This is a genomic window from Streptomyces sp. NPDC020884, assembly GCF_044333935.1.
GTDB lineage: Bacteria > Actinomycetota > Actinomycetes > Streptomycetales > Streptomycetaceae > Streptomyces.
This window is the reverse complement of sequence record NZ_JBIRRY010000001.1, coordinates 492,313-511,480: the sequence shown is the minus strand read 5'-3', so window position 1 is coordinate 511,480 and position 19,168 is coordinate 492,313. Positions and strand designations below refer to the sequence as shown.

At 71.1% G+C, this 19,168-nt stretch carries 18 protein-coding genes; 7 read left to right on the top strand and 11 right to left on the bottom strand.

Going from position 1 to position 19,168, the window contains the following annotated elements:
• Positions 1-13: 13 nt before the first annotated feature.
• From ACH4UK_RS02285 to panB, 3 genes are all read right to left on the bottom strand, one after another.
• Entirely contained in the window at positions 14-871 is an 858-nt protein-coding gene (locus tag ACH4UK_RS02285) for an ABC transporter permease (protein ID WP_398354192.1), read from the bottom strand.
• Positions 868-1,890: an ATP-binding cassette domain-containing protein gene (locus ACH4UK_RS02280; RefSeq protein ID WP_398354191.1), complete on the bottom strand. Its 1,023-nt coding sequence runs from the start codon at positions 1,888-1,890 to the stop codon at positions 868-870. Before ACH4UK_RS02280 ends, ACH4UK_RS02285 begins: the two co-directional genes overlap by 4 nt.
• A gap of 157 nt (positions 1,891-2,047) precedes the next feature.
• On the bottom strand, positions 2,048-2,938 hold the full coding sequence (gene panB / locus ACH4UK_RS02275; RefSeq protein WP_398354190.1) for a 3-methyl-2-oxobutanoate hydroxymethyltransferase: 891 nt from the start codon (positions 2,936-2,938) through the stop codon (positions 2,048-2,050).
• Positions 2,939-3,117: 179 nt separating this feature from the next.
• Between panB and ACH4UK_RS02270 the strand changes: the two genes are divergently transcribed.
• The 4 genes from ACH4UK_RS02270 to ACH4UK_RS02255 all read left to right on the top strand — a co-directional run bounded on the left by ACH4UK_RS02270 (position 3,118) and on the right by ACH4UK_RS02255 (position 8,294).
• Entirely contained in the window at positions 3,118-4,725 is a 1,608-nt protein-coding gene (locus ACH4UK_RS02270) for an MFS transporter (RefSeq protein WP_398354189.1), read from the top strand.
• A gap of 217 nt (positions 4,726-4,942) precedes the next feature.
• Positions 4,943-5,611, top strand: a complete 669-nt coding sequence (locus ACH4UK_RS02265) for a TetR/AcrR family transcriptional regulator (RefSeq protein WP_398354188.1) — start codon at positions 4,943-4,945, stop codon at positions 5,609-5,611.
• Between the two features lie 190 nt (positions 5,612-5,801).
• Entirely contained in the window at positions 5,802-6,827 is a 1,026-nt protein-coding gene (locus tag ACH4UK_RS02260) for an endonuclease/exonuclease/phosphatase family protein (RefSeq protein ID WP_398354187.1), read from the top strand.
• Between the two features lie 192 nt (positions 6,828-7,019).
• Complete coding sequence (locus ACH4UK_RS02255; RefSeq protein WP_398354186.1) at positions 7,020-8,294, top strand: MFS transporter; 1,275 nt, start codon at positions 7,020-7,022, stop codon at positions 8,292-8,294.
• Between the two features lie 285 nt (positions 8,295-8,579).
• On the opposite strand, the gene ACH4UK_RS02250 is transcribed toward ACH4UK_RS02255, so the two are convergent.
• From ACH4UK_RS02250 to ACH4UK_RS02235, 4 genes are all read right to left on the bottom strand, one after another.
• Positions 8,580-10,334, bottom strand: a complete 1,755-nt coding sequence (locus ACH4UK_RS02250) for an NAD+ synthase (protein ID WP_398354185.1) — start codon at positions 10,332-10,334, stop codon at positions 8,580-8,582.
• 343 nt (positions 10,335-10,677) lie between these two features.
• Positions 10,678-11,103 (bottom strand): CBS domain-containing protein, encoded by a 426-nt coding sequence (locus ACH4UK_RS02245; RefSeq protein WP_398354184.1) that lies wholly within the window; start codon positions 11,101-11,103, stop codon positions 10,678-10,680.
• A 266-nt stretch (positions 11,104-11,369) separates the two neighbouring features.
• Positions 11,370-12,101, bottom strand: coding sequence for a DUF305 domain-containing protein (locus ACH4UK_RS02240; RefSeq protein WP_398354918.1), 732 nt, complete (start codon positions 12,099-12,101; stop codon positions 11,370-11,372).
• A 74-nt stretch (positions 12,102-12,175) separates the two neighbouring features.
• The gene (locus ACH4UK_RS02235; RefSeq protein WP_398354183.1) at positions 12,176-12,880 is read right to left on the bottom strand and encodes a DUF3105 domain-containing protein; all 705 of its coding nucleotides are present in this window, start codon (positions 12,878-12,880) and stop codon (positions 12,176-12,178) included.
• A gap of 245 nt (positions 12,881-13,125) precedes the next feature.
• Here ACH4UK_RS02235 and glnA point away from each other — a divergent pair, with 245 nt between their 5' ends.
• Positions 13,126-14,487 carry a type I glutamate--ammonia ligase gene (gene glnA, locus ACH4UK_RS02230; protein WP_030080862.1) on the top strand — a complete coding sequence of 454 codons (1,362 nt, stop codon included), beginning with the start codon at positions 13,126-13,128 and terminating at the stop codon, positions 14,485-14,487.
• Positions 14,488-14,637: 150 nt separating this feature from the next.
• Here the strand turns inward: glnA and ACH4UK_RS02225 are convergent, their stop codons facing one another.
• The 3 genes from ACH4UK_RS02225 to ACH4UK_RS02215 are packed head-to-tail and all read right to left on the bottom strand — an operon-like array spanning position 14,638 to position 15,681.
• Positions 14,638-14,934, bottom strand: coding sequence for a hypothetical protein (locus ACH4UK_RS02225; RefSeq protein ID WP_398354182.1), 297 nt, complete (start codon positions 14,932-14,934; stop codon positions 14,638-14,640).
• A 49-nt stretch (positions 14,935-14,983) separates the two neighbouring features.
• The gene (locus tag ACH4UK_RS02220; protein ID WP_398354181.1) at positions 14,984-15,346 is read right to left on the bottom strand and encodes a hypothetical protein; all 363 of its coding nucleotides are present in this window, start codon (positions 15,344-15,346) and stop codon (positions 14,984-14,986) included.
• Positions 15,343-15,681 carry a hypothetical protein gene (locus tag ACH4UK_RS02215; RefSeq protein WP_398354917.1) on the bottom strand — a complete coding sequence of 113 codons (339 nt, stop codon included), beginning with the start codon at positions 15,679-15,681 and terminating at the stop codon, positions 15,343-15,345. Before ACH4UK_RS02215 ends, ACH4UK_RS02220 begins: the two co-directional genes overlap by 4 nt.
• A 160-nt stretch (positions 15,682-15,841) precedes the next feature.
• Between ACH4UK_RS02215 and ACH4UK_RS02210 the strand changes: the two genes are divergently transcribed.
• Positions 15,842-16,606 (top strand): GntR family transcriptional regulator, encoded by a 765-nt coding sequence (locus ACH4UK_RS02210; RefSeq protein ID WP_398354180.1) that lies wholly within the window; start codon positions 15,842-15,844, stop codon positions 16,604-16,606.
• A gap of 67 nt (positions 16,607-16,673) precedes the next feature.
• On the opposite strand, the gene ACH4UK_RS02205 is transcribed toward ACH4UK_RS02210, so the two are convergent.
• Entirely contained in the window at positions 16,674-17,273 is a 600-nt protein-coding gene (locus ACH4UK_RS02205; RefSeq protein ID WP_398354179.1) for a TetR family transcriptional regulator, read from the bottom strand.
• A gap of 163 nt (positions 17,274-17,436) precedes the next feature.
• Between ACH4UK_RS02205 and ACH4UK_RS02200 the strand changes: the two genes are divergently transcribed.
• A complete protein-coding gene (locus ACH4UK_RS02200) occupies positions 17,437-18,936 on the top strand; it encodes an MDR family MFS transporter (RefSeq protein ID WP_398354916.1) in 1,500 nt (499 codons plus the stop codon).
• The last annotated feature ends 232 nt before the right edge of the window (positions 18,937-19,168 follow it).

Here is a 19,168-nt window from a genome sequence, read left to right as displayed (position 1 = left end):
GGGCCCCGACGGCTCAGGCCTTCTTGCGGAACTTGGACACCGCGAGCGGCGCCATCACCAGCGTGATGCCGGTGGCCCAGGCGAGCGTCACCCAGACCGAGTCGGCGACCGGGCCGCCCATCATCAGGCCGCGCGCCGAGTCCGCCAGATTGGACAGCGGGTTGTAGTCGGTGAAGGCCTGGAGCCAGCCCGGCATGGTCGTGGGCGGGGCGAAGATGGAGGATCCGAACTGCAGCGGCATCAGCACGAGCATGCCCATCCCCTGGACCGACTGGGCCGTCTTCATGCTCAGCCCGAGCACGATGAAGATCCACATGATGGCGGCGCCGAAGACCGCCGACAGCGCGACGGCCGCCAGGAGTCCGAACACGGACGTGCCCAGGGACATGCCGAGGGCGAAGCCCATCGCGAGCAGGATGGTGATGGCGACCATCATCCGGCCCAGCTCGACCACGATCTTGGCGATGAGCACCGAGGAGCGGGCGATCGGCATGGTCCGGAACCGGTCCATGACGCCCTTGCGGAAGTCGTCGTTGACCCCGGTGCCGACGGCCATGGCGATGTTCATGCCCATCATCGCCATCAGCCCGGGTATCAGGTAGTTCAGATAGTCCTGCCGGTCCCCGCCGAGGCTGCCGCCGACCGAGCCGCCGAAGACGTACACGAACAGCAGCGTGAAGATGATCGGCATCAGAAGGACGTCGAACATCGACTCCGGGTCCTTCTTGATCTGGAGCAGATTGCGCCGCGCCAGGGCCCCGATGTGCCGCAGATTGGCCCGCAGCCCGATCCGCCCTTCCTCGTCCCGCGCCTTGACGGGCGCGGTCCCTGCGGATCCGGCGGGGGCCGGGGTCAGTGTCGTGGTGCTCATGCGGCGACCTCCTGGGGAGCCTGGTCGGAGAGGGGAGCGGCCTTGTCGCCGGTGATCGCGAGGAACACCTCGTCGAGGCTGGGCAGAGCGGTGGAGACATGGGCGAGGGAGAATCCCCGGACGCCCAGCAGCCCGATCACGGCGGTCAGCTGCTCGTCGCTGAGGATCGGCACGGAGAGCAGTCCCTCGTCCGGCACGGCCTGCGCGCCGGCGACACCGTCGAGTCCGGCCTCCCGGATCGCCTGCGCCATCGCGGCCAGCTCCGCCGGATCGGAGGGCCGGATCTGCAGCGTGCGGCCGCCGACCTTCGCCTTCAGCTCGTCGACCCCGCCCCGGGCGATGATCTTCCCCCGGTCGATCACCGTCAGCTCCTTGGCGAGCTGCTCGGCCTCCTCCATGTACTGGGTGGTCAGCAGTACGGTCGCGCCCTCGGCGACCATCCGCTGGACCTCGTCCCAGACCTCGTTACGGGTCCGGGGGTCGAGCCCGGTCGTCGGCTCGTCCAGGTAGAGCACGGAGGGGCTGCCGATCATCGAGGCGGCCAGGTCGAGCCGGCGGCGCATTCCGCCGGAGTACTCCATGCAGGCCCGCTTGCCGGCCTCGGTGAGCGAGAACCGCTCCAGCAGCTCGTCGGCGCGGGCCCGCGCCCGCTTGCGGGGCAGATCGAGCAGCCGCCCGATCATGTAGAGGTTCTCCCAGCCGGACAGCTTCTCGTCGACCGAGGCGTACTGGCCGGTCAGGCCGATGGTGCGGCGGAGCTGCCGGGGCTGCTTCACCACGTCGTAGCCCGCGACCACGGCGTGCCCGGCGTCGGGGGTGATCAGGGTGGACAGGCAGCGTACGAGCGTGGTCTTGCCCGCGCCGTTGGGTCCGAGCACACCGAGGACGGTGCCCTGGCGGACATCGAGGTCCACGCCGTCCAGTGCCTTGGTCTCGCCGTAGTGCTTGACCAGCCCCCGCACCTCGACGGCGTTGCGGCCGTTGCTGGGGTTCTTGTCGATTCGTTCCATGTCCACCATGGGACCAAGGCCCACCGACAGCTCACCGACAGCCCGCCGACACGGACCGGCGCAGCGCGGCAGACGGGCGACAGCCCGCCGATGGGGGATGTCGGCGGGCTGTCGGTGGTGCGGGAAATGGCTGGTGGGCGCCCTGCCGGGGCCGGGACCCGGCGGATCAGTGGAAGGTGTGCTCCGGCGCCGGGAACGTGCCGCCGACGACCTCGTCCGCGAACTCCTTCGCCGCGTCGCCGAGGACCTGGCGGAGATTCGCGTACTGCTTGGTGAAGCGCGGCACCTTGCCGCCGGTCAGCCCGACCATGTCCGTGTAGACCAGCACCTGTGCGTCGGTCGCGGGACCGGCGCCGATGCCGACGGTCGGGATGTGCAGCGTACGGGTGACCTCGGCGGCCAGCTCGGCGGGCACCAGCTCCAGCACGACGGCGAACGCGCCCGCGTCCTGGACGGCCTTGGCGTCGCGCAGCATCTGCTGGGCGGCCTCCTCGCCGCGCCCCTGGACCCGGTAGCCCATCGCGTTGACGGACTGGGGGGTCAGGCCGATGTGGCCCATGACCGGGATGCCGGCCTCGACCAGCAGCCGGATCTGCTCGTGGGACCGCTCGCCGCCCTCCAGCTTGACCGCGCCGACGCCCGACTCCTTGACCAGCCCGGTGGCGTTGCGCAGCGCCTGGACGGGACCTTCCTGGTACGAGCCGAAGGGCAGGTCGGCGACGACGAGGGCGCGCTTGGTGCCCCGTACGACGGCGGCGGACAGCATGGCGATCTCGTCCATCGTGACGGGCACGGTGGTCTCGTAGCCGAGGTGGACATTGCCCATCGAGTCCCCGACGAGCATGACCGGGATCCCGGCCTCGTCGAAGACCGACGCGGTCATCGCGTCGTAGGCGGTGAGCATCGGCCACTTCTCGCCGCGCTCCGTGGCGGCGGCGATGTCGTGGACGGTGATGCGGCGGGTGGACTTCCCCCCGTACAGCGCTTTGCTGCTGTCGGCGGGGGAAGCGGTGCCACCTGCGGGGGAGGACTGATTCTGCGCAGCCTGAAGCGACATGGCGAACGGCTCCTTCGTCATCTCGAGGCGCCCTGACGGCGTCCCCGGATCCCTTCCATGGTGGCATCCCGCCCCGCCACGGGGGAAGTGGGCCTGCGCCCCGGCCCCTGGGAGGCCGTTGGGGAAAGCTTTAACAATACGAGACGGTCTCGTATCGAAATGGGACTAGGGTCGTCCGCATGTCCCTACCGTCCGGCGCTCCCGCCGCCGTGCCCCGTGTTCCCGAGGCGATCCACCGCCGCCGCTGGTGGATCCTCGCCGTCCTCATGTTCAGCCTGCTCATCGTGGTGCTGGACAACTCGATCCTGAACGTCGCGGTCAAGACGATCGCCGACCCCGCCCCCACGGGCATCGGCGCCACCCAGAGCGAGCTGGAGTGGGCGATCAACTCCTACACGCTCGTCTTCGCCGGGCTCCTGTTCACCGCGGGCCTGCTGGGCGACCGCATCGGCCGCAAGAAGGTCCTGCTGGCCGGCATCCTGGTCTTCGGCGCCGGCTCCGCGCTGGCCGCCTTCTCCGCCACGCCCGGCGAGCTCATCACCTGGCGGGCGCTGATGGGCTTCGGTGCGGCCTTCGTGATGCCCGCCACCCTCGCCGTCCTGATGAACGTCTTCGAGCGCGACGAGCAGCCCAAGGCCATCGGCATCTGGGCGGGCAGCGTCGGCCTCGGCATCGCCATCGGCCCGATCACCGGCGGCTTGCTCCTGGAGCACTTCTGGTGGGGCTCGATCTTCCTGGTGAACGTCCCCGTGGTCGTGATCGCCGTCATAGCCATGGCGCTCCTGATCCCCGACTCCCGCGACCCGAAGCCCGGCAAGGTCGACCCGCTGGGCGTCGCCCTGTCCATCGTGGGCCTGGTCCTGCTGGTGTACGGGATCATCCGGGGCGGCGAGCTGGCCGACTTCACCGACACCACCGTCCTCCTCGCCATCGCCGGCGGGCTGCTGGTGCTGGCCGGATTCGTCTGGCACGAGAAGCGCAGCAGCCACCCGGCCGTCGACATCACGTACTTCCGCGAGCCCGCGTTCTCCGCCGCCGTCGCCGCCATCGCGCTGGTCTTCTTCGCGCTCATGGGCGTGACCTTCTTCTCCGCCTTCTACCTCCAGAGCGTGCGCGGCTACACCGCCCTGGAGTCGGGCCTGCTGATCGTTCCGCTCGCCGCCGCCCAGATGATCTTCGCGCCCCGGGCCCGGCTGGTCGTCGACCGCTTCGGGGCCCGCGCGGTCTGCACGGTGGGCATGCTGCTCGTCGCCGCCGGGCTCGCGTGGTTCGCCCTGTTCGACGCCGGTACGCCGGTGTGGGTGATGTGTGTCGTCTTCTTCGTCCAGGGCACGGGTATGGCGCATGTGATGACGCCCGTCACCGTCGCCGTGATGCAGGCGCTGCCCCGCGAGAAGGCCGGTTCCGGATCCGCCGTCAACAACACCTTCCGCCAGGTCGGCGGAGCCCTCGGGATCGCGGTCCTCGGCTCGGTGCTCTCCACCGCCTACCGGGGTGAGATCGAGGGTCACCTCGGTGCCGTCCCCGCCGGGGTCAGGGAGGTGGCGGGCGAGTCCATCGAGGCCACGCTCGGCGTCGCCGAGAAGCTCGGCCCGGTGGCCGGAAAGCCACTGGCGGCAGCCGCCAACGACGCGTTCATCAGCGCCATGCACGTGACCGCGCTCGGCTCGGCGGCCGTCGCCCTGATCGGCGCCGTCGTCGTCGGCCTGTTCCTGCCGGGCCGGACCCGCCCGACGACCGAGCCCCCCGCGGACGCCCGGCCCGCGGCGGAACAGCTGAGCCGCTGACGGACGGATCAGCCACTGCGCCGCCGCCGACCCGGTGAGCCCGTCGCCCCGGGCGTCCCGGGTCGGCGAGAATCGGACGACGGACGTACGAGGAACGACGTGCGACGGACGGACGAACGACGCGCGACGGACGTACGACGTGTCCCGGACCGACGACGTGCGACAGAAGACGTGCGACGGACGGACGAGGCGACGGCGCGGCGAGAGGTGGCTCCAGGTGCAGGACCAGGACGGCGAGCGGGACCGGTGCGGGGCACGGGACGGGGGCGAGCCGCCGACCGGGGCGGCGGATCCGGAGCCCCGCCGCGGCCGGCCCCGTTCCGCCGCGGCGGAACGGGCCATCCTGGACGCCGTCATCGCCCTCCTGGAAGCGGGCGAGCCGCTGGCAGCCCTCTCCATCGAGCGGATCGCGCGCACGGCGGGCGTCGGCAAGGCCACCATCTACCGGCGCTGGAGCGGGAAGGAGGAGCTCTTCGTCGACGTCGTGCGCGACATGGAGCCCACCGACCCGCCGGTCTCCGGCACCGCGGGCCTCGCCGATCTGCGCCTGATGCTGGAATCGATGCGCACCCGGGGTCTCGCGCAGCGCTCCTCGGTGCTCCTGATCAACATCTTCGCGCAGATGAAGAGCCATCCGAAGCTGTGGAACGAGTACTTCGGCACGGTGATCGCCCCCCGCCGCCTCGCGATGCTGGAGGCGGTGCGGCGCGCCGTGGCCGCGGGGGAATTGCGCGAGGACCTCGACGTGGAGCTGATCGACGACCTCTTCGTCGGCCCCATGCTCATCCGCACGGTGCACCGGCCGGACGCGCCGCTGCCCGACGACCTCACGGACCGCATCATCACCGCTCTGCTGCAGGGCCTCGCCCCCGCGGCACGTGTGTGATCGTTCTGTCACAAGGCCTTCGGGGCGGCCCCGCCCCGGAACCCGACGTCCCGACTCCGTCGTCCTGCATTCCGTACGGGCTCTCCGTACGGTCGTCGGCGTCACGGCGGCCGACGGCGGGAAAGACGCCGCTCATCGCCTAGGGTCGAGGGCGCGGCGATGTGCAGGGCAAGGCAGTGAGGACAGCGCGATGGTGCAGGCGTACGGAGCGGACACGGACAACGGCAGCGCCGAGCAGCCGGGGGCCGGCGGATCCCGCTTCCGGGGTCTGTGGGACCGGCTGAAGTCCGACCGGGGCATCTGGCGGCGCGGGGCCGTACTGGCCCTCTGCTCGGTGCTGCTGACCCTGCTGATGGTCGTCCACGCGCAGATCCCGAACCGGCTCGGCAACCTCGGCAGCCTCATCGAGACGTTTCTGCCGTGGGTCGCGCTCTTCATCCCGGTGCTGCTGGTCCTGGCCCTGCTGCGGCGCTCCGCGACCGCGCTGATCGCCCTGCTGCTGCCCGCCGTGGTCTGGCTCAACGTGTTCGGCGGCCTGCTCACCGACAAGTCCGGCGCCGGCGGCGACCTCACCGTGGCCACCCACAACGTCAACGCCGGCAACCCCGACCCCGACGGCACCGCCCAGCAGGTCGCCGGTTCCGGGGCGGACATCGTGGCCCTTCAGGAACTCCCGGGCCGGCAGGTCTCCACGTACGAGAAGTCGCTGGCCGACCGCTACCCGTACCACTCGGTCCAGGGCACGGTGGGCCTGTGGAGCAAGTACCCGCTGGCCGACACCGAGCCCGTCGACATCAAGATGGGCTGGACCCGGGCGATGCGCTCCACGGTCAGGACCCCGCAGGGCGAGGTCGCGGTGTACGTGGCCCACCTGCCGTCCGTCCGGGTGAAGCTGCACGCCGGATTCACCGCCAACCAGCGCGACAACAGCGCCGACGCGCTCGGCGAGGCCATCGCCGACGAACCGGTGAAGCGCGTCGTCCTGCTCGGCGACCTGAACGGCACGATGAACGACCGCTCGCTGAACGCGGTCACCGCGCAGATGCGCTCCACCCAGGGCGCGGCGGGCGACGGCTTCGGATTCAGCTGGCCCGCCTCGTTCCCGATGGCCCGGATCGACCAGATCATGGTCAAGGGCGTCGAGCCGTTGGCCTCCTGGACCCTCGCGGCGACCGACAGCGACCACCTCCCGATCGCGGCCCGCGTCGAGCTGTGAGGGCGCCTGGCGGGACGGCCGCAACGGGCCGTTCACCTGCCGGTAGACATCCCGGCACAAACATCTGCGAGAATTTGTTCCGGTAACTTACATATAGGTGGCGTGAGCCGTCGCCCAGCACCCTCGCGTGCCGGGTGACGGCTCCCGGCTGTGCGCCCCCGCCGTCCCCGCGTTGTGAAAGGTCCCCTCCCCATGCCCCTGGCCCTCCTCGCCCTGGCCGTGAGCGCCTTCGGCATAGGCACGACGGAGTTCGTCATGATGGGGCTGCTGCCCAACGTGGCGGACGACCTCGGTACGTCCGTGCCCACCGCCGGATACCTCGTCTCGGCGTACGCGATCGGCGTCGTCCTGGGCGCCCCCCTGCTCACCGGTCTCGGCTCGCGGATCCCGCGCAAGCGGATGCTCCTGCTCCTGATGGCGCTGTTCACCGTCGGCAACCTGGCCTCCGCGCTCGCCCCGGACTTCGGCTGGCTGATCGCGGGCCGCTTCCTCGCGGGCCTCCCGCACGGCGCGTTCTTCGGCGTCGGAGCGGTCGTCGCCGCCCGGCTGGTCTCCGAGGGCCGCCAGGCGCGGGCCGTCGCGACGATGTTCCTCGGCCTGACCGTCGCCAACATCGTCGGCGTCCCCGCGGCGACCCTGCTCGGCCAGCACCTCGGCTGGCGGGCGACCTTCCTGGTCGTCGCGGCGATCGGCCTCGCCGCGATGGCCGCCCTGGCCCGCCTGGTTCCCCGCATCCCGGTCGAGGCCCACCAGGACGTACGCCGGGAACTCCGCGCGCTCGGCAACCGCCAGGTGCTCCTCGGCCTGCTCACCGCCGTCTTCGGCTTCGCCGGGGTCTTCGCGGTGTACTCGTACCTCTCGGCCATGACGACGAAGGCGATGGGCTTCGGCGAATCGTCGGTCACCCTGGTCCTGGCCCTCTTCGGCATCGGGATGACCCTGGGCGCCCTCGCCGCGGGCCCCCTCACGGACCGGGCACTGCGCCCGACGCTGTACGGGTCGCTCGGCGCGCTCGCGGTGGTCCTGGTGGCCTTCCCGTTCACCGTGCACGTCCAGTGGGCGGCGCTGGTGATGGTGGTCCTGCTGGGCGGCGTCGGGTTCATGACGACGACCCCGCTCCAGATGCTGGTCATGAACAAGGCGAAGGACGCCCCGACCCTGGCCTCGGCCTCCAACCACTCCGCCTTCAACCTGGCCAACGCGGGCGGCGCATGGGTGGGCGGCGTGGCCATCTCGGCGGGCTGGGGCTGGACCTCCCCGGCGCTGGTCGGCGCGGTCCTCGCGGTGATCGGCCTGGCGGTGGCGGCGACGGCGGGCTACCTGGACCGGGACCCGTCCCCGAAATCCCGCGTAGTGGCAGAAGGCCCCCACCCCACCCCCCGAGAACCAGCCCCCGCAGACCTCCCGGCCCGGTCCGGCCCTCACTCCAGCCCGTCCGGCACCCATTCCAGCCCGTCCGGCGTTTGAGGACGGAACCGCTCAGCCGGGCGGGCCGGCAGCCACGGTGGGCCGCACCCACTCCAGCCCGTCCGGCACCCCCACCAGCCCGTCCGGCGTTTGAGGACGGAACCGCTGAGCGGGGCGGGCCGGCAGCCACGGTGGGCCGCACCCACTCCAGCCCGTCCGGCGTTTGAGGACGGAACCGCTCAGCCGGGCGGGCCCGCAGCCACAATGGGCCACGGCCCGCCGCCCCAACCGCCCGTCCGGCGAAGGACAAAGGCGGCCACCGGACGCCCCCGGTACCCCCGCCCGCTAGAACGACTCGCGCCAGCGATTCGTGATCGGCAACCGCCGGTCCTTCCCGAACCCCTTCGGCGAGATCTTCGTCCCCGGCGGATACTGCCGCCGCTTGTACTCGGCCGTATCCACCATCCGCAGCGTCTTCGCCACCAGCTCCGCGTCGAACCCGGCCGCCACAATGGCATCCAGCCCCTGGTCCCGGTCCACGTACATCTCCAGGATCGCGTCCAGGACCTCGTAGTCCGGCAGCGAATCCGTGTCGACCTGCCCCGGCCGCAGCTCCGCGCTCGGCGGCTTGGTGATCGAGGCCTCCGGGATCGGCGGGGTCTGCCCCCGCTCCTCGGCGGCCCGGTTGCGCCACTTCGCCAGCCGGAAGACCGACGACTTGTAGACGTCCTTGATCGGCCCGTACGCGCCGACCGCGTCCCCGTACAGCGTGGAGTAGCCGACCGCCAGCTCGGACTTGTTGCCCGGGGCCAGCACGATCTGCCCCTCCTGGTTGGAGATGGCCATCAGCGTCGTGCCGCGCAGCCGCGCCTGGAGGTTCTCCTCGGCGAGACCGGTGAGCTGGAGCGACCCCATGTACGCGTCGAACATCGGCTCGATCGGTACGGTGCGGAAGTTCAGCCCGGTGCGCTGCGCCAGGTCGGCCGCGTCGCCCTTGGAGTGGTCCGAGGAGTACTTCGACGGCATCGAGACGCCGTACACGTTCTCCGCGCCGAGCGCGTCGCAGGCGATGGCCGCGCAGATCGCCGAGTCGATCCCGCCGGAGAGCCCGATCAGCACACTGCTGAAACCGTTCTTCGCGGCGTACGCGCGGAGCCCGACGACCAGCGCCGAGTAGATCTCCTCGTCGTCCTCCAGCCGCTCCGCGTACCCGCCGGCGAGTTCGGGTTCGTACGCGGCCACGGGCCGGTCGGAGAGCACGACATGGTCGATGCGCAGCCCGTCGTCCACCACACCCGAGGGCGCCACGGCTTCGGCGGCGGGCAGCTCCAGATCCAGGATCACGCTGCCCTCGGAGAACTGCGGGGCGCGGGCGATGACCTCGCCCTCCTTGTCGACGACGATCGAGTCGCCGTCGAAGACCAGCTCGTCCTGTCCGCCGATCATCGCCAGGTACGCCGTGGTGCAGCCGGCCTCCTGGGCCCGCTTGCGGACCAGGTCGAGCCGGGTGTCGTCCTTGTCCCGCTCGTACGGCGAGGCGTTGATCGACAGCAGCAGCCCGGCCCCGGCGGACCGGGCGGCCGGGACGCGCCCGCCGTCCTGCCACAGGTCCTCGCAGATCGCGAGGGCCACGTCGATGCCGTGGACCCGGACGACGGGCATCGAGTCGCCCGGTACGAAGTACCGGAACTCGTCGAACACCCCGTAGTTCGGCAGGTGGTGCTTGGCGAAGTTGAGCGCGATCCCGCCGCGGTGCAGCACGGCGGCGGCGTTGCGCGGGGAACCGGCCGGCTGTCCGTAGCGCGCCGCGGCGTGCTCGGAGCGGTCCAGGTAGCCGACGACGACCGGCAGTTCGCCGAAGCCCTCCGCGTCGAGCCGGACGGCCAGCGCGCGCAGCGCCTGCCGCGAGGCCTCGACGAAGGACGACCGCAGGGCCAGGTCCTCGACGGGGTATCCGGTCAACACCATCTCGGGGAACGCCACGAGGTGGGCGCCCTGCTCGGCGGCGTGCCGGGTCCAGTGGACGATCGCCTCGGAGTTGCCGGCGAGGTCGCCGACGGTCGAGTCGATCTGATTCAGTGCGAGGCGTAGTTGAGGCACGAGGCCCAGTGTAATCGTCTTTCTGACGCGATGTCCCGGCGGGCCGGGCAAAATCTGCGCGACCCCACCGAAACCGCAGCTCGGAGCAGCTATCGGCCCGACCTGCCGAGGACGGAGCGCGGGCCGGCTCCGGTGTCCGAGGCCGATATCGGAGGCGGGTGTCCGGGGCCGGTGTCCGAGGTGGGAATCCGGGGCCGGTACCCCGAGGACGACGCACCGAAGCGCTCCGCCGGAGGCCCGGCCGTGTGCGGGGTGACGATGCCGGAGGGGCGGATGGCGGCCCGGCACCCCTTCGCCGGAGCGGACCGGGGGCGCCGGGTCGCCGTCGCACGTGCCATCGGCCTCAGCTGCGGGAGTAGACCTTCTCCGCCCAGCCCGCGATCTGCTCCTCGGTCAGGTGCTGCGCGAGGTCGGCCTCGCTGATCATGCCGACCAGCTTCTTGTTCTCGACGACGGGCAGCCGGCGGATGCGGTGGGTCTGCATCTCCTCCAGGACCGCGTTCACATCGGCCCCCGCCTCGATCCAGCGGGGCGTGCCCTGCGCGAGATCGCCCGCGGTGATCTTCGACGGGTCGTGTCCCTTGGCCACACAGCCGACGACGATGTCGCGGTCGGTGATGATGCCGACCATCCGGTCCGAGTCACCGTCGGCGGAGACGGGCAGCGCGCCCACGTTGTGCTCGCGCATCACCTGCGCGGCGCGGTCGAGCGTCTCGTGGGCCGGGATCCAGCGGGCCCCGCTGTGCATGATGTCTTTGGCGGTCGTCATGGGGGATTTCCTCCTGCGTGCCGATGGCACTGCCGTACGGCCCCGAGCGCAACCCATCGTCATCGGCCCGCCGGGGCGGCGCGACCGCAATCACCCGTTCGGGTGCGCCGACGGGAGGACGAAAGCTGACGCACCCGGTGGTCCGGGCCGCCGTGGCCCCCGGCTCAGGAAGCGACGCGGGAGCAGCGACATAGGCACAGGACCGGGGCTTTGGTCAGGACCGGGGCTTGGCCCAGGACCGGACGTGACTCAGTCCCGGGGCCGGCTCAGGACCGGGGCTTGGCTCCCCGCTCGGCCAGCATGTCCCGCATCAGCCCCAGCTCGGACCGCTGCCCCTCGACCATGCCCCGGGCGAGCCGCTGCTCGGCCGGTACCGCGCACAGGGAGGCGCAGGCGTCGGCCATGGCGACGCCGCCCTTGTGGTGGTCCGTCATCAACTGGAGGAAGAACACCTCGGCCGGCCGGCCGTCGAGCCGCCCGAGCCGCTCCAGCTCGGAACGGCTCGCCATGCCCGCCATGAGCACCCCATCCGCACCGGAACCCGCCTCGGCGCCCCGCGCATCATGCCCACCGTGCCCGTGCCCGTGCCCGTGGCCGTGCCCCTGTCCCTGCCCGTCCTCGTCGGCCATCCACGCCATGGGCGGCTCCCCGCCCGGGGCGACCTTGGGCAGCTCCCACAGGTCGAGCCAGCCGAGCAGCATGCCGCGCTGGTTGGCCTGGGTGTTGGCGATGTCGTAGGCGAGACGCCGTACGTCCTCGTCGTCCGTACGGTCGCGGACGATGAAGGACATCTCGACGGCCTGCTGATGGTGGACGGCCATGTCCCGGGCGAACCCGGCGTCGGCGGAATCGGCCGCCGGTGGAAGGGCCCCGGAGGCACCCCGCTCGCCCCCGTCGCCGCGCGCGGAGGCCACGGTGGCCACCCCCGCGAAGAGCAGGGCGAGGGCCACGGCGGAACCGGCCGCCCACCGGATGCGCCGGGTCTTCCGCCGCTCCACGAGCACCTGAGCGTCCTCGTCCTGCGCCGTACGCGGCTCCGCCGTTCGCTGCTCCGACGTCCGCTGTTCCGGCGTCACTGCGGCACCGTCGCCAACCCGCCGGTGCAGGGCGCGCCGGGCTCGGGGGTCTGCTTGCCCTGGACGTACTGGGCGAGGAACTGGTCGACCCGCTTGTCGCCGGCGGAGTCCACGGCGACCTGCTTGCCCCAGGCGCTGAGCATGATCGCGCCTTCCTGATCGGCGTACGGGCTCATCAGCGTGAACGGAGTGGCCTTGACCCGCTCGGCGAGCTTGGCGACATCCGCGTCGGCGGCCGAGCCGTTGTACGTGATCCAGACCGCGCCGTGCTCCAGGGAGTGGACGGCGTTGACGTCCGGGAGCGGCTTTTCGTATACGTCGCCGTCGCAGTTCATCCAGGACTGGTTGTGGTCGCCGCCGACCGGCGGCTTCATCGGGTAGTCCACCGAGCCCGCCACGTGCTGGCGACCGAGCTTCGCGGCGTCCCAGGACTTCAACCCGTCGATGGCTCCGCCCTTGGCGTCGCCGTGGGCGTCTCCGTGGTCGCCGCCGTGTCCGTCCGGATGCTTGCCGTCCTGGGCCGCCGAGGTGTCCTCGGGCTTCTCGTTCGCCTCGGAGTTCTCCAGCAGCAGGTACGAGCCGAAGGTGACGAGACCGGCCACGACAGCGGCGCTCAGCCCTATGGCGATGGCCCGGTTGCGGGTGCCGCGAGCGCGGGCGTCGGGGGCCTGGTGCTGGGGGTGCCGGGGGTCGAAACTCATGTCGTCGAGTCCTTCTGCGAAGGGGCCGGGAGGGTGGGACAACGGTGCGTGGACCGCTGCGCGCGGACGGGCGGGAAGTCGGCCGCCGCCCCGGTGCGCCACGGTCGCCGATCGTAGTGGGTGGCCGAGTGCTCCCTCTCACACCGAGTGCGTAATGTGGGTGAAATCCCGGGTCGTGATACTGGCAGTGTCTCCCCTACCCCGGGCGGTGGTGCACGGACCGTCTGAACTGCAAGGATGTGGCAATGGACAAGCAGCAGGAATTCGTCCTCAGGACCCTTGAGGAGCGCGACATCCGCTTCGTGCGGCTGTGGTTCACCGACGTCCTCGGGTTCCTCAAGTCCGTCGCCGTCGCTCCGGCCGAACTGGAGCAGGCCTTCGACGAAGGCATCGGGTTCGACGGCTCGGCGATCGAGGGCTTCGCGCGGGTCTACGAGTCGGACATGATCGCCAAGCCTGACCCGGGCACCTTCCAGATCCTGCCCTGGCGCGCGGAGGCCCCGGGCACCGCGCGTATGTTCTGCGACATCCTGATGCCGGACGGCTCACCCTCCTTCGCCGACCCGCGCTACGTGCTGAAGCGGATCCTGGCGAAGACGTCCGACCTCGGCTTCACGTTCTACACGCACCCGGAGATCGAGTTCTTCCTGCTGAAGAACAAGCCGGTCGACGGCACCCGCCCGACCCCGGCGGACAGCTCCGGCTACTTCGACCACACACCGCAGAACGTCGGCATGGACTTCCGCCGCCAGGCGATCACGATGCTCGAATCGATGGGCATCTCGGTCGAGTTCAGCCACCACGAGGGCGCCCCCGGCCAGCAGGAGATCGACCTGCGGTACGCGGACGCGCTCTCCACGGCGGACAACATCATGACGTTCCGTCTGGTGATGAAGCAGGTGGCGCTGGAGCAGGGCGTGCAGGCCACGTTCATGCCGAAGCCCTTCTCGGAGTACCCGGGTTCGGGCATGCACACCCACCTCTCCCTCTTCGAGGGCGACCGCAACGCGTTCTACGAGTCGGGCGCGGAGTACCAACTGTCCAAGGTCGGCCGCTCCTTCATCGCGGGCCTGCTGAAGCACGCCGCCGAGATCTCGGCCGTCACCAACCAGTGGGTCAACTCCTACAAGCGCATCTGGGGCGGCTCGTCCCGAGCGGCCGGCGCGGGCGGCGAGGCCCCCTCGTACATCTGCTGGGGCCACAACAACCGCTCCGCCCTCATCCGCGTCCCGATGTACAAGCCCGGCAAGACCGGCTCGGCCCGCGTCGAGGTCCGCTCCATCGACTCCGGCGCCAACCCGTACCTCACCTACGCGGTCCTGCTCGCCGCGGGCCTCAAGGGCATCGAGGAGGGCTACGAACTCCCGGCCGGCGCCGATGACGACGTCTGGGCCCTCTCGGACGCCGAACGCCGCGCGATGGGCATCGAGCCGCTCCCGCAGAACCTGGGCGAGGCCATCTCGCTGATGGAGAAGAGCGAGTTGGTCGCCGAGACGCTGGGCGAGCACGTCTTCGACTTCTTCCTGCGCAACAAGAAGCAGGAATGGGAGGAGTACCGCAGCGAGGTCACGGCCTTCGAGCTGAAGAACCTGCTGCCGGTGCTGTAGCCGCAGGCCAGCGGTTCAGGAAACGCACTGCGGGCGGGTCGCCCGGTTCGACCGAAGCGACCCGCCCGCAGTCATGAGCCCCTCCGGGCCGCTCAACGCGTAGCGGCCCCGCCGGCTCTCGACTTTCCGGGCCAACGAGCGACCGGGGCGCTACACCGGCGGTGTCCCCCGCGGTGACGGCGCGGGGGGCGGGTTGGGCAGGGGAGGGCCCGGGTTGGGCGGGGTCTTCGGGGGGCCGCTGCCGTGTCTGCCGTCGTTCAGGACCTTGCGGGTCGTCAGGCCGTAGACGCCGAACGGCGGGAAGAGGTCGACGCGGCGCGGGTAGTCGCCCTCCGTGCACTCCTCGCAGAGCAGGTCGCGGCCGGCGGGGGTGTGCCGGGCGGCGGTGACCGGGGCGTTCCAGCATGCCTCGCAGACGCGGACGTCCGTCGCGGAGAGGGTGATCATCCGGGCCTCCTGCCGGGGGGTGCGGGTAAGGCTCGGTAGGTGCTGCGCATCAGGTGCCTCCTCGCTGGCGGGGCTGGGGGAGCGGAAGCAAGAAGCCGTGGGCGCGGTCGGCCCAGGTGATCGGCGGGCCGTGCCAGAGGAGGACCGGGCCCTCTGCGGGCCCGTACGCAACGGCCTCGGCCCCGCCGTACCTCGCCGTCTCGGGCCCGCGATACCTCACCGCCTCGGCCCCGCCATACGTCGCCGCCCCAGCCCCGCCATACGCCGCCGCCTCGGCCCCGCCGTACGCCGCCGCCCCGGCCCCTCGGAACGCGGGGCCGTGCGCGTCCGGCCCGCCCTCGATCGCCGGGCCCGGCTCGGGGCGCGTACTGCGGGCCTCCGGGGCCGGGTCCGACGGCGTGCCGCGTCTCATCGGCGGGTCTCCCGCCAGACGCGGACGAGCTTCGTCGCGGCGGGGCAGATCGTGCCGGTCCGGCAGGCGGTGCAGGTCATCGTGTGGCCGAGCAGGGCGCGGTACGCCGTGTCCGGGGAGTCGGTCGTGGTCACGTTCGCCTCTCTGCTGATCTCGGCCCACACGTATTCGGCGGTGCGGGTGAGCGTGTGGCCGTAGCGGTCCGCCGTGGCCAGGGCGGCCAGGACGGCCGAGTGCGCGGTCGTGCTCAACCCGGAGGGGAGATCGGCCTCGACGCGGAAGGTGTCCGGGGCTGCGGTGGTGCGCGGTTCGGTGCCGGTGGCGGCGGCGAGCATGCCGGTCAGCGCCGCGACCCGCGCTTGTGCAGAGCGCACACTTCTCCCCTGGTGAACCGAATGTCACTCCATGTAATGCTGAGTATTCAGCTTCAACCTGATGGGTTAGCTTTGTCAACAGCGACGCCTACGTCGACGCCCGACCCACGGAGCTGCTCAAATGCCACGTGATACGCCGTACTTGCAGGTGGCGGACGCTCTGCGGGCTCGCGTGCGGGCCGGGGAATGGGCCGTGGGGGACAAGCTGCCGTCCCGGGCCCGGTTCGCCGAGGAGTACGGCGTCGGTCAGTCCGTGGCGCAGCGGGCCATGGAGCGCCTGATCATCGAGGGCATCCTCGAAGGCCGCGCCGGCTCCGGCACATACGTCCGCCGGGCCCGCGAGCGCCGGCGCATGGTCCGCTCGCGCCACCGCGAGCAGCGCGACGGCAGTCCCTTCGCCTCGGACATGGGCGAGCTCGACCACGAGGCCGACTGGGAGTGCACCAGTACGGCACGGGTCCCCGCGCCGCAGGGCATCGCCGAACGGCTGGCGATCGAGCCCGGCGACCTCTGTGTCGTCACCGACTACGAGTTCCTCGCCGACGGCCTGCCCGTACAACTCGCCAGGAGCTGGGAGCCGATGGCCATCACGGACGGGACGCCCGTCCTCCTTCCGGAGATGGGCCCGCACGGCAGGATCGGCGTCGTGGAGCGCATGCGCTCCATCGGCGTGAACATCACCACCGGCCTCGAGCTGCCGCGCCCGGCCCGTGCGACGCGGGAGCAGGCGAATCTGCTCGGGATCTCCATCGGTGACCTGGTCATCGAGGTGGAACGCACCTACTTCGACCGCGAGGGGCGGCCCGTGGAGACGGCCAACATCGTCGTGCCGGACATCCGCTGGGAGATCGCCTACGAGATCCGCGTCGACCAGCCGGATTCCTGAGTGCGCTCCCGCTGATTCCGGCGGCGGGAACGCCGGGATCCGCCGGCGGCGACGAGGGTCGCGCCCCTCACGCGAACCCCCGCCCCATCTCGTCCAGAATCTCGTCGATCACCGCCGCCGGCTCGCGGGCCAGGTCCTCCTCGATCCACATGCGCATCGCGATCCGGAGCGAGGAGAGGAAGCCCGCCGCCAGGACGATCGGGCGGACCGGGGACGAGGCCGGGCCGGGGCGGGCGGCGACCGCTTCGGCCAGGTCCCGTTCCAGGGCTGCGTGGTTGGCCAACTGGCGGGCCAGCAAGGAAGGGTGACGCATCGCCAGGCGGGTGCGGACCGCCCACTCGCGCTCCGGGGGCGACACCCGGTCCGCGAACTGGGCCACCGCCGAGCGCAGGGCCGGCCAGGCGGGTTCGTCGGCGGGGCGGTCTCTCACCGTGCGGACCAGGGCCCGGATCAGCTGCTCCTCGCCGTAGAGGAGGGCGTCCTCCTTGTTGGTGAAGTAGTTGGAGAACGTCCTGCGGGAGATCCCGGCCGCGTCCGCCACCGCCTCGACCGTCACCTGGTCGAAGCCGTGCTCCACCGTCAGGCGCAGGGTCGCCTCGTGCACGGCCTGCCGGGTGGCTTCCTTCTTGCGTTCCCGGAGTCCCGGTCCCGTGGTGCTGCTGTCCATGGGGGCATTATCCCCCGGTCCCAAAATTATTGCGCAGTGAGCAAAATTGCCCAGTGTGCATGTATGGTGAAGTCTTCTCCCTCCCGTACGAACCTTCCGGAGGTTGCGCGTGAGCGCAGCAGACACCACCGCCGCGCCGGCCGGGGCACCCGCCGCCGCACCCATGGACCACCGGCACGTTCTGCGGGCCCTCAGCGGGCTGCTCATCGTGCTGTTCGTGGCGATGATCAGCAGCACCGTGGTCTCGGTCGCCCTCCCGCAGATCATCGGGTCCCTCGACGGCACGCAGTCGCAGTACACCTGGGTCGTCACCGCGACCCTGCTCGCCTCCACGGCGTCCACCCCGATCTGGGGCAAGCTCGCCGACCTGTTCAGCAAGAAGCTGCTGCTCCAGATAGCCATCGGGATCTTCGTCGTCTCGTCGGTCGCCTGCGGATTCGCCCAGTCCACCGAGCAGTTGATCGCCTTCCGCGCCTTCCAGGGGCTCGGCATGGGGGCGCTCCAGGTGCTCGTCCAGGTGATCATCGCCGCGATGATCAGCCCCAAGGAGCGCGGTCGCTACAACGGCTACCTCGGCGGGGTCATGGCCGTCGCCACCGTCGGCGGGCCGCTGCTCGGCGGGTTCATCACCGACGCCTCCTGGCTCGGCTGGCGCTGGTGCTTCTTCATCGCCGTGCCCTTCACGCTCCTCGCCTCCGTGATGCTCGCCCGCACCCTGCACCTCGTCGAGGTCCGCCGGCCCGAGACCAAGGTCGACTACCTCGGGGCCTCGCTCATCGCGGCCGGCGTCAGCCTCCTGCTTCTCTGGGTCACCTTCGTCGGCGACGACTTCGACTGGGTCTCCTGGCAGTCCGCCCTGATGGTCGGCGGGAGTGTGCTCATCCTGGGGGCGGCCGTTCTCGTCGAGGCCCGGGTCAAGGAGCCCGTCGTCCCCCTGCACGTCGTCCGCCGCCGGGACCCCGCCCTCGCCATCGTCGCCAGCCTCGCGGTCGGCATGGCCATGTTCGGCGGCGCGGTCTTCCTCGGGCAGTACTTCCAGATCGGACGCGGCTACTCGCCGACCGAGGCCGGGCTCCTCACCATCCCGCTGATGGCGGGGGTGCTCGTCTCCTCCACCGTCGCCGGACGCCTCGTGTCCAGGACCGGCAAGGTCAAGCCGTTCATCGTCGCCGGCGTGGTCGTTCTCGCCCTCGGCTTCCTCGGGTTGTCCTTCATCGACCACCGGACCTCGCTCGTCCTGGTGTCGTTGGGGATGCTCGGCGTGGGAGCCGGTGTCGGCATGTCGATGCAGAACCTCGTTCTGGTGCTCCAGAACACCGTCCCGCTCAGCGAGATCGGCGCGGCCAGCGGCGCCATCACCTTCTTCCGCTCGCTCGGCGGCACCATGGGCGTCTCGGTGCTCGGCGCGGTCCTCGCCCACCAGGTCGCCACCAGGATCACCGACGGGCTGACGAAGCTCGGCATCGACCCGGCCGCGTCCGGCTCCGGCGGCTCCACCCTCAACGTCGCCGCCATGCCGCCCCAGGTCCAGGACGTCGTCCGGGCCGCGTACGGGGACGCCACCGGTCACATCTTCCTCATCTCGGCCGGGATCGCCGTGATCGGTGTGATCGCCTCCCTGTTCCTGACGCCCACCAAGCTGCGGGACAGCGTCGACCTGTAGGGCGAGCGGACCCGAGGGCGAACCGGCCCGCTTCCGCGCTTCTCCCGGGCGCGGAAGCGGGCTGTTGTAGGGTGACAACCCCGTACGCCACGGGGATCGACCGGATCGACCGAGGAGGTGAGACCCATTACCGCTGGATCAGGCTGGGTGCTCACCCCACACGATCGCGTCGTACGACCGGCAGCAGCCGACCGGACGGCATAGGCCGATCGCGGAGCGCCCATCGGTTTTC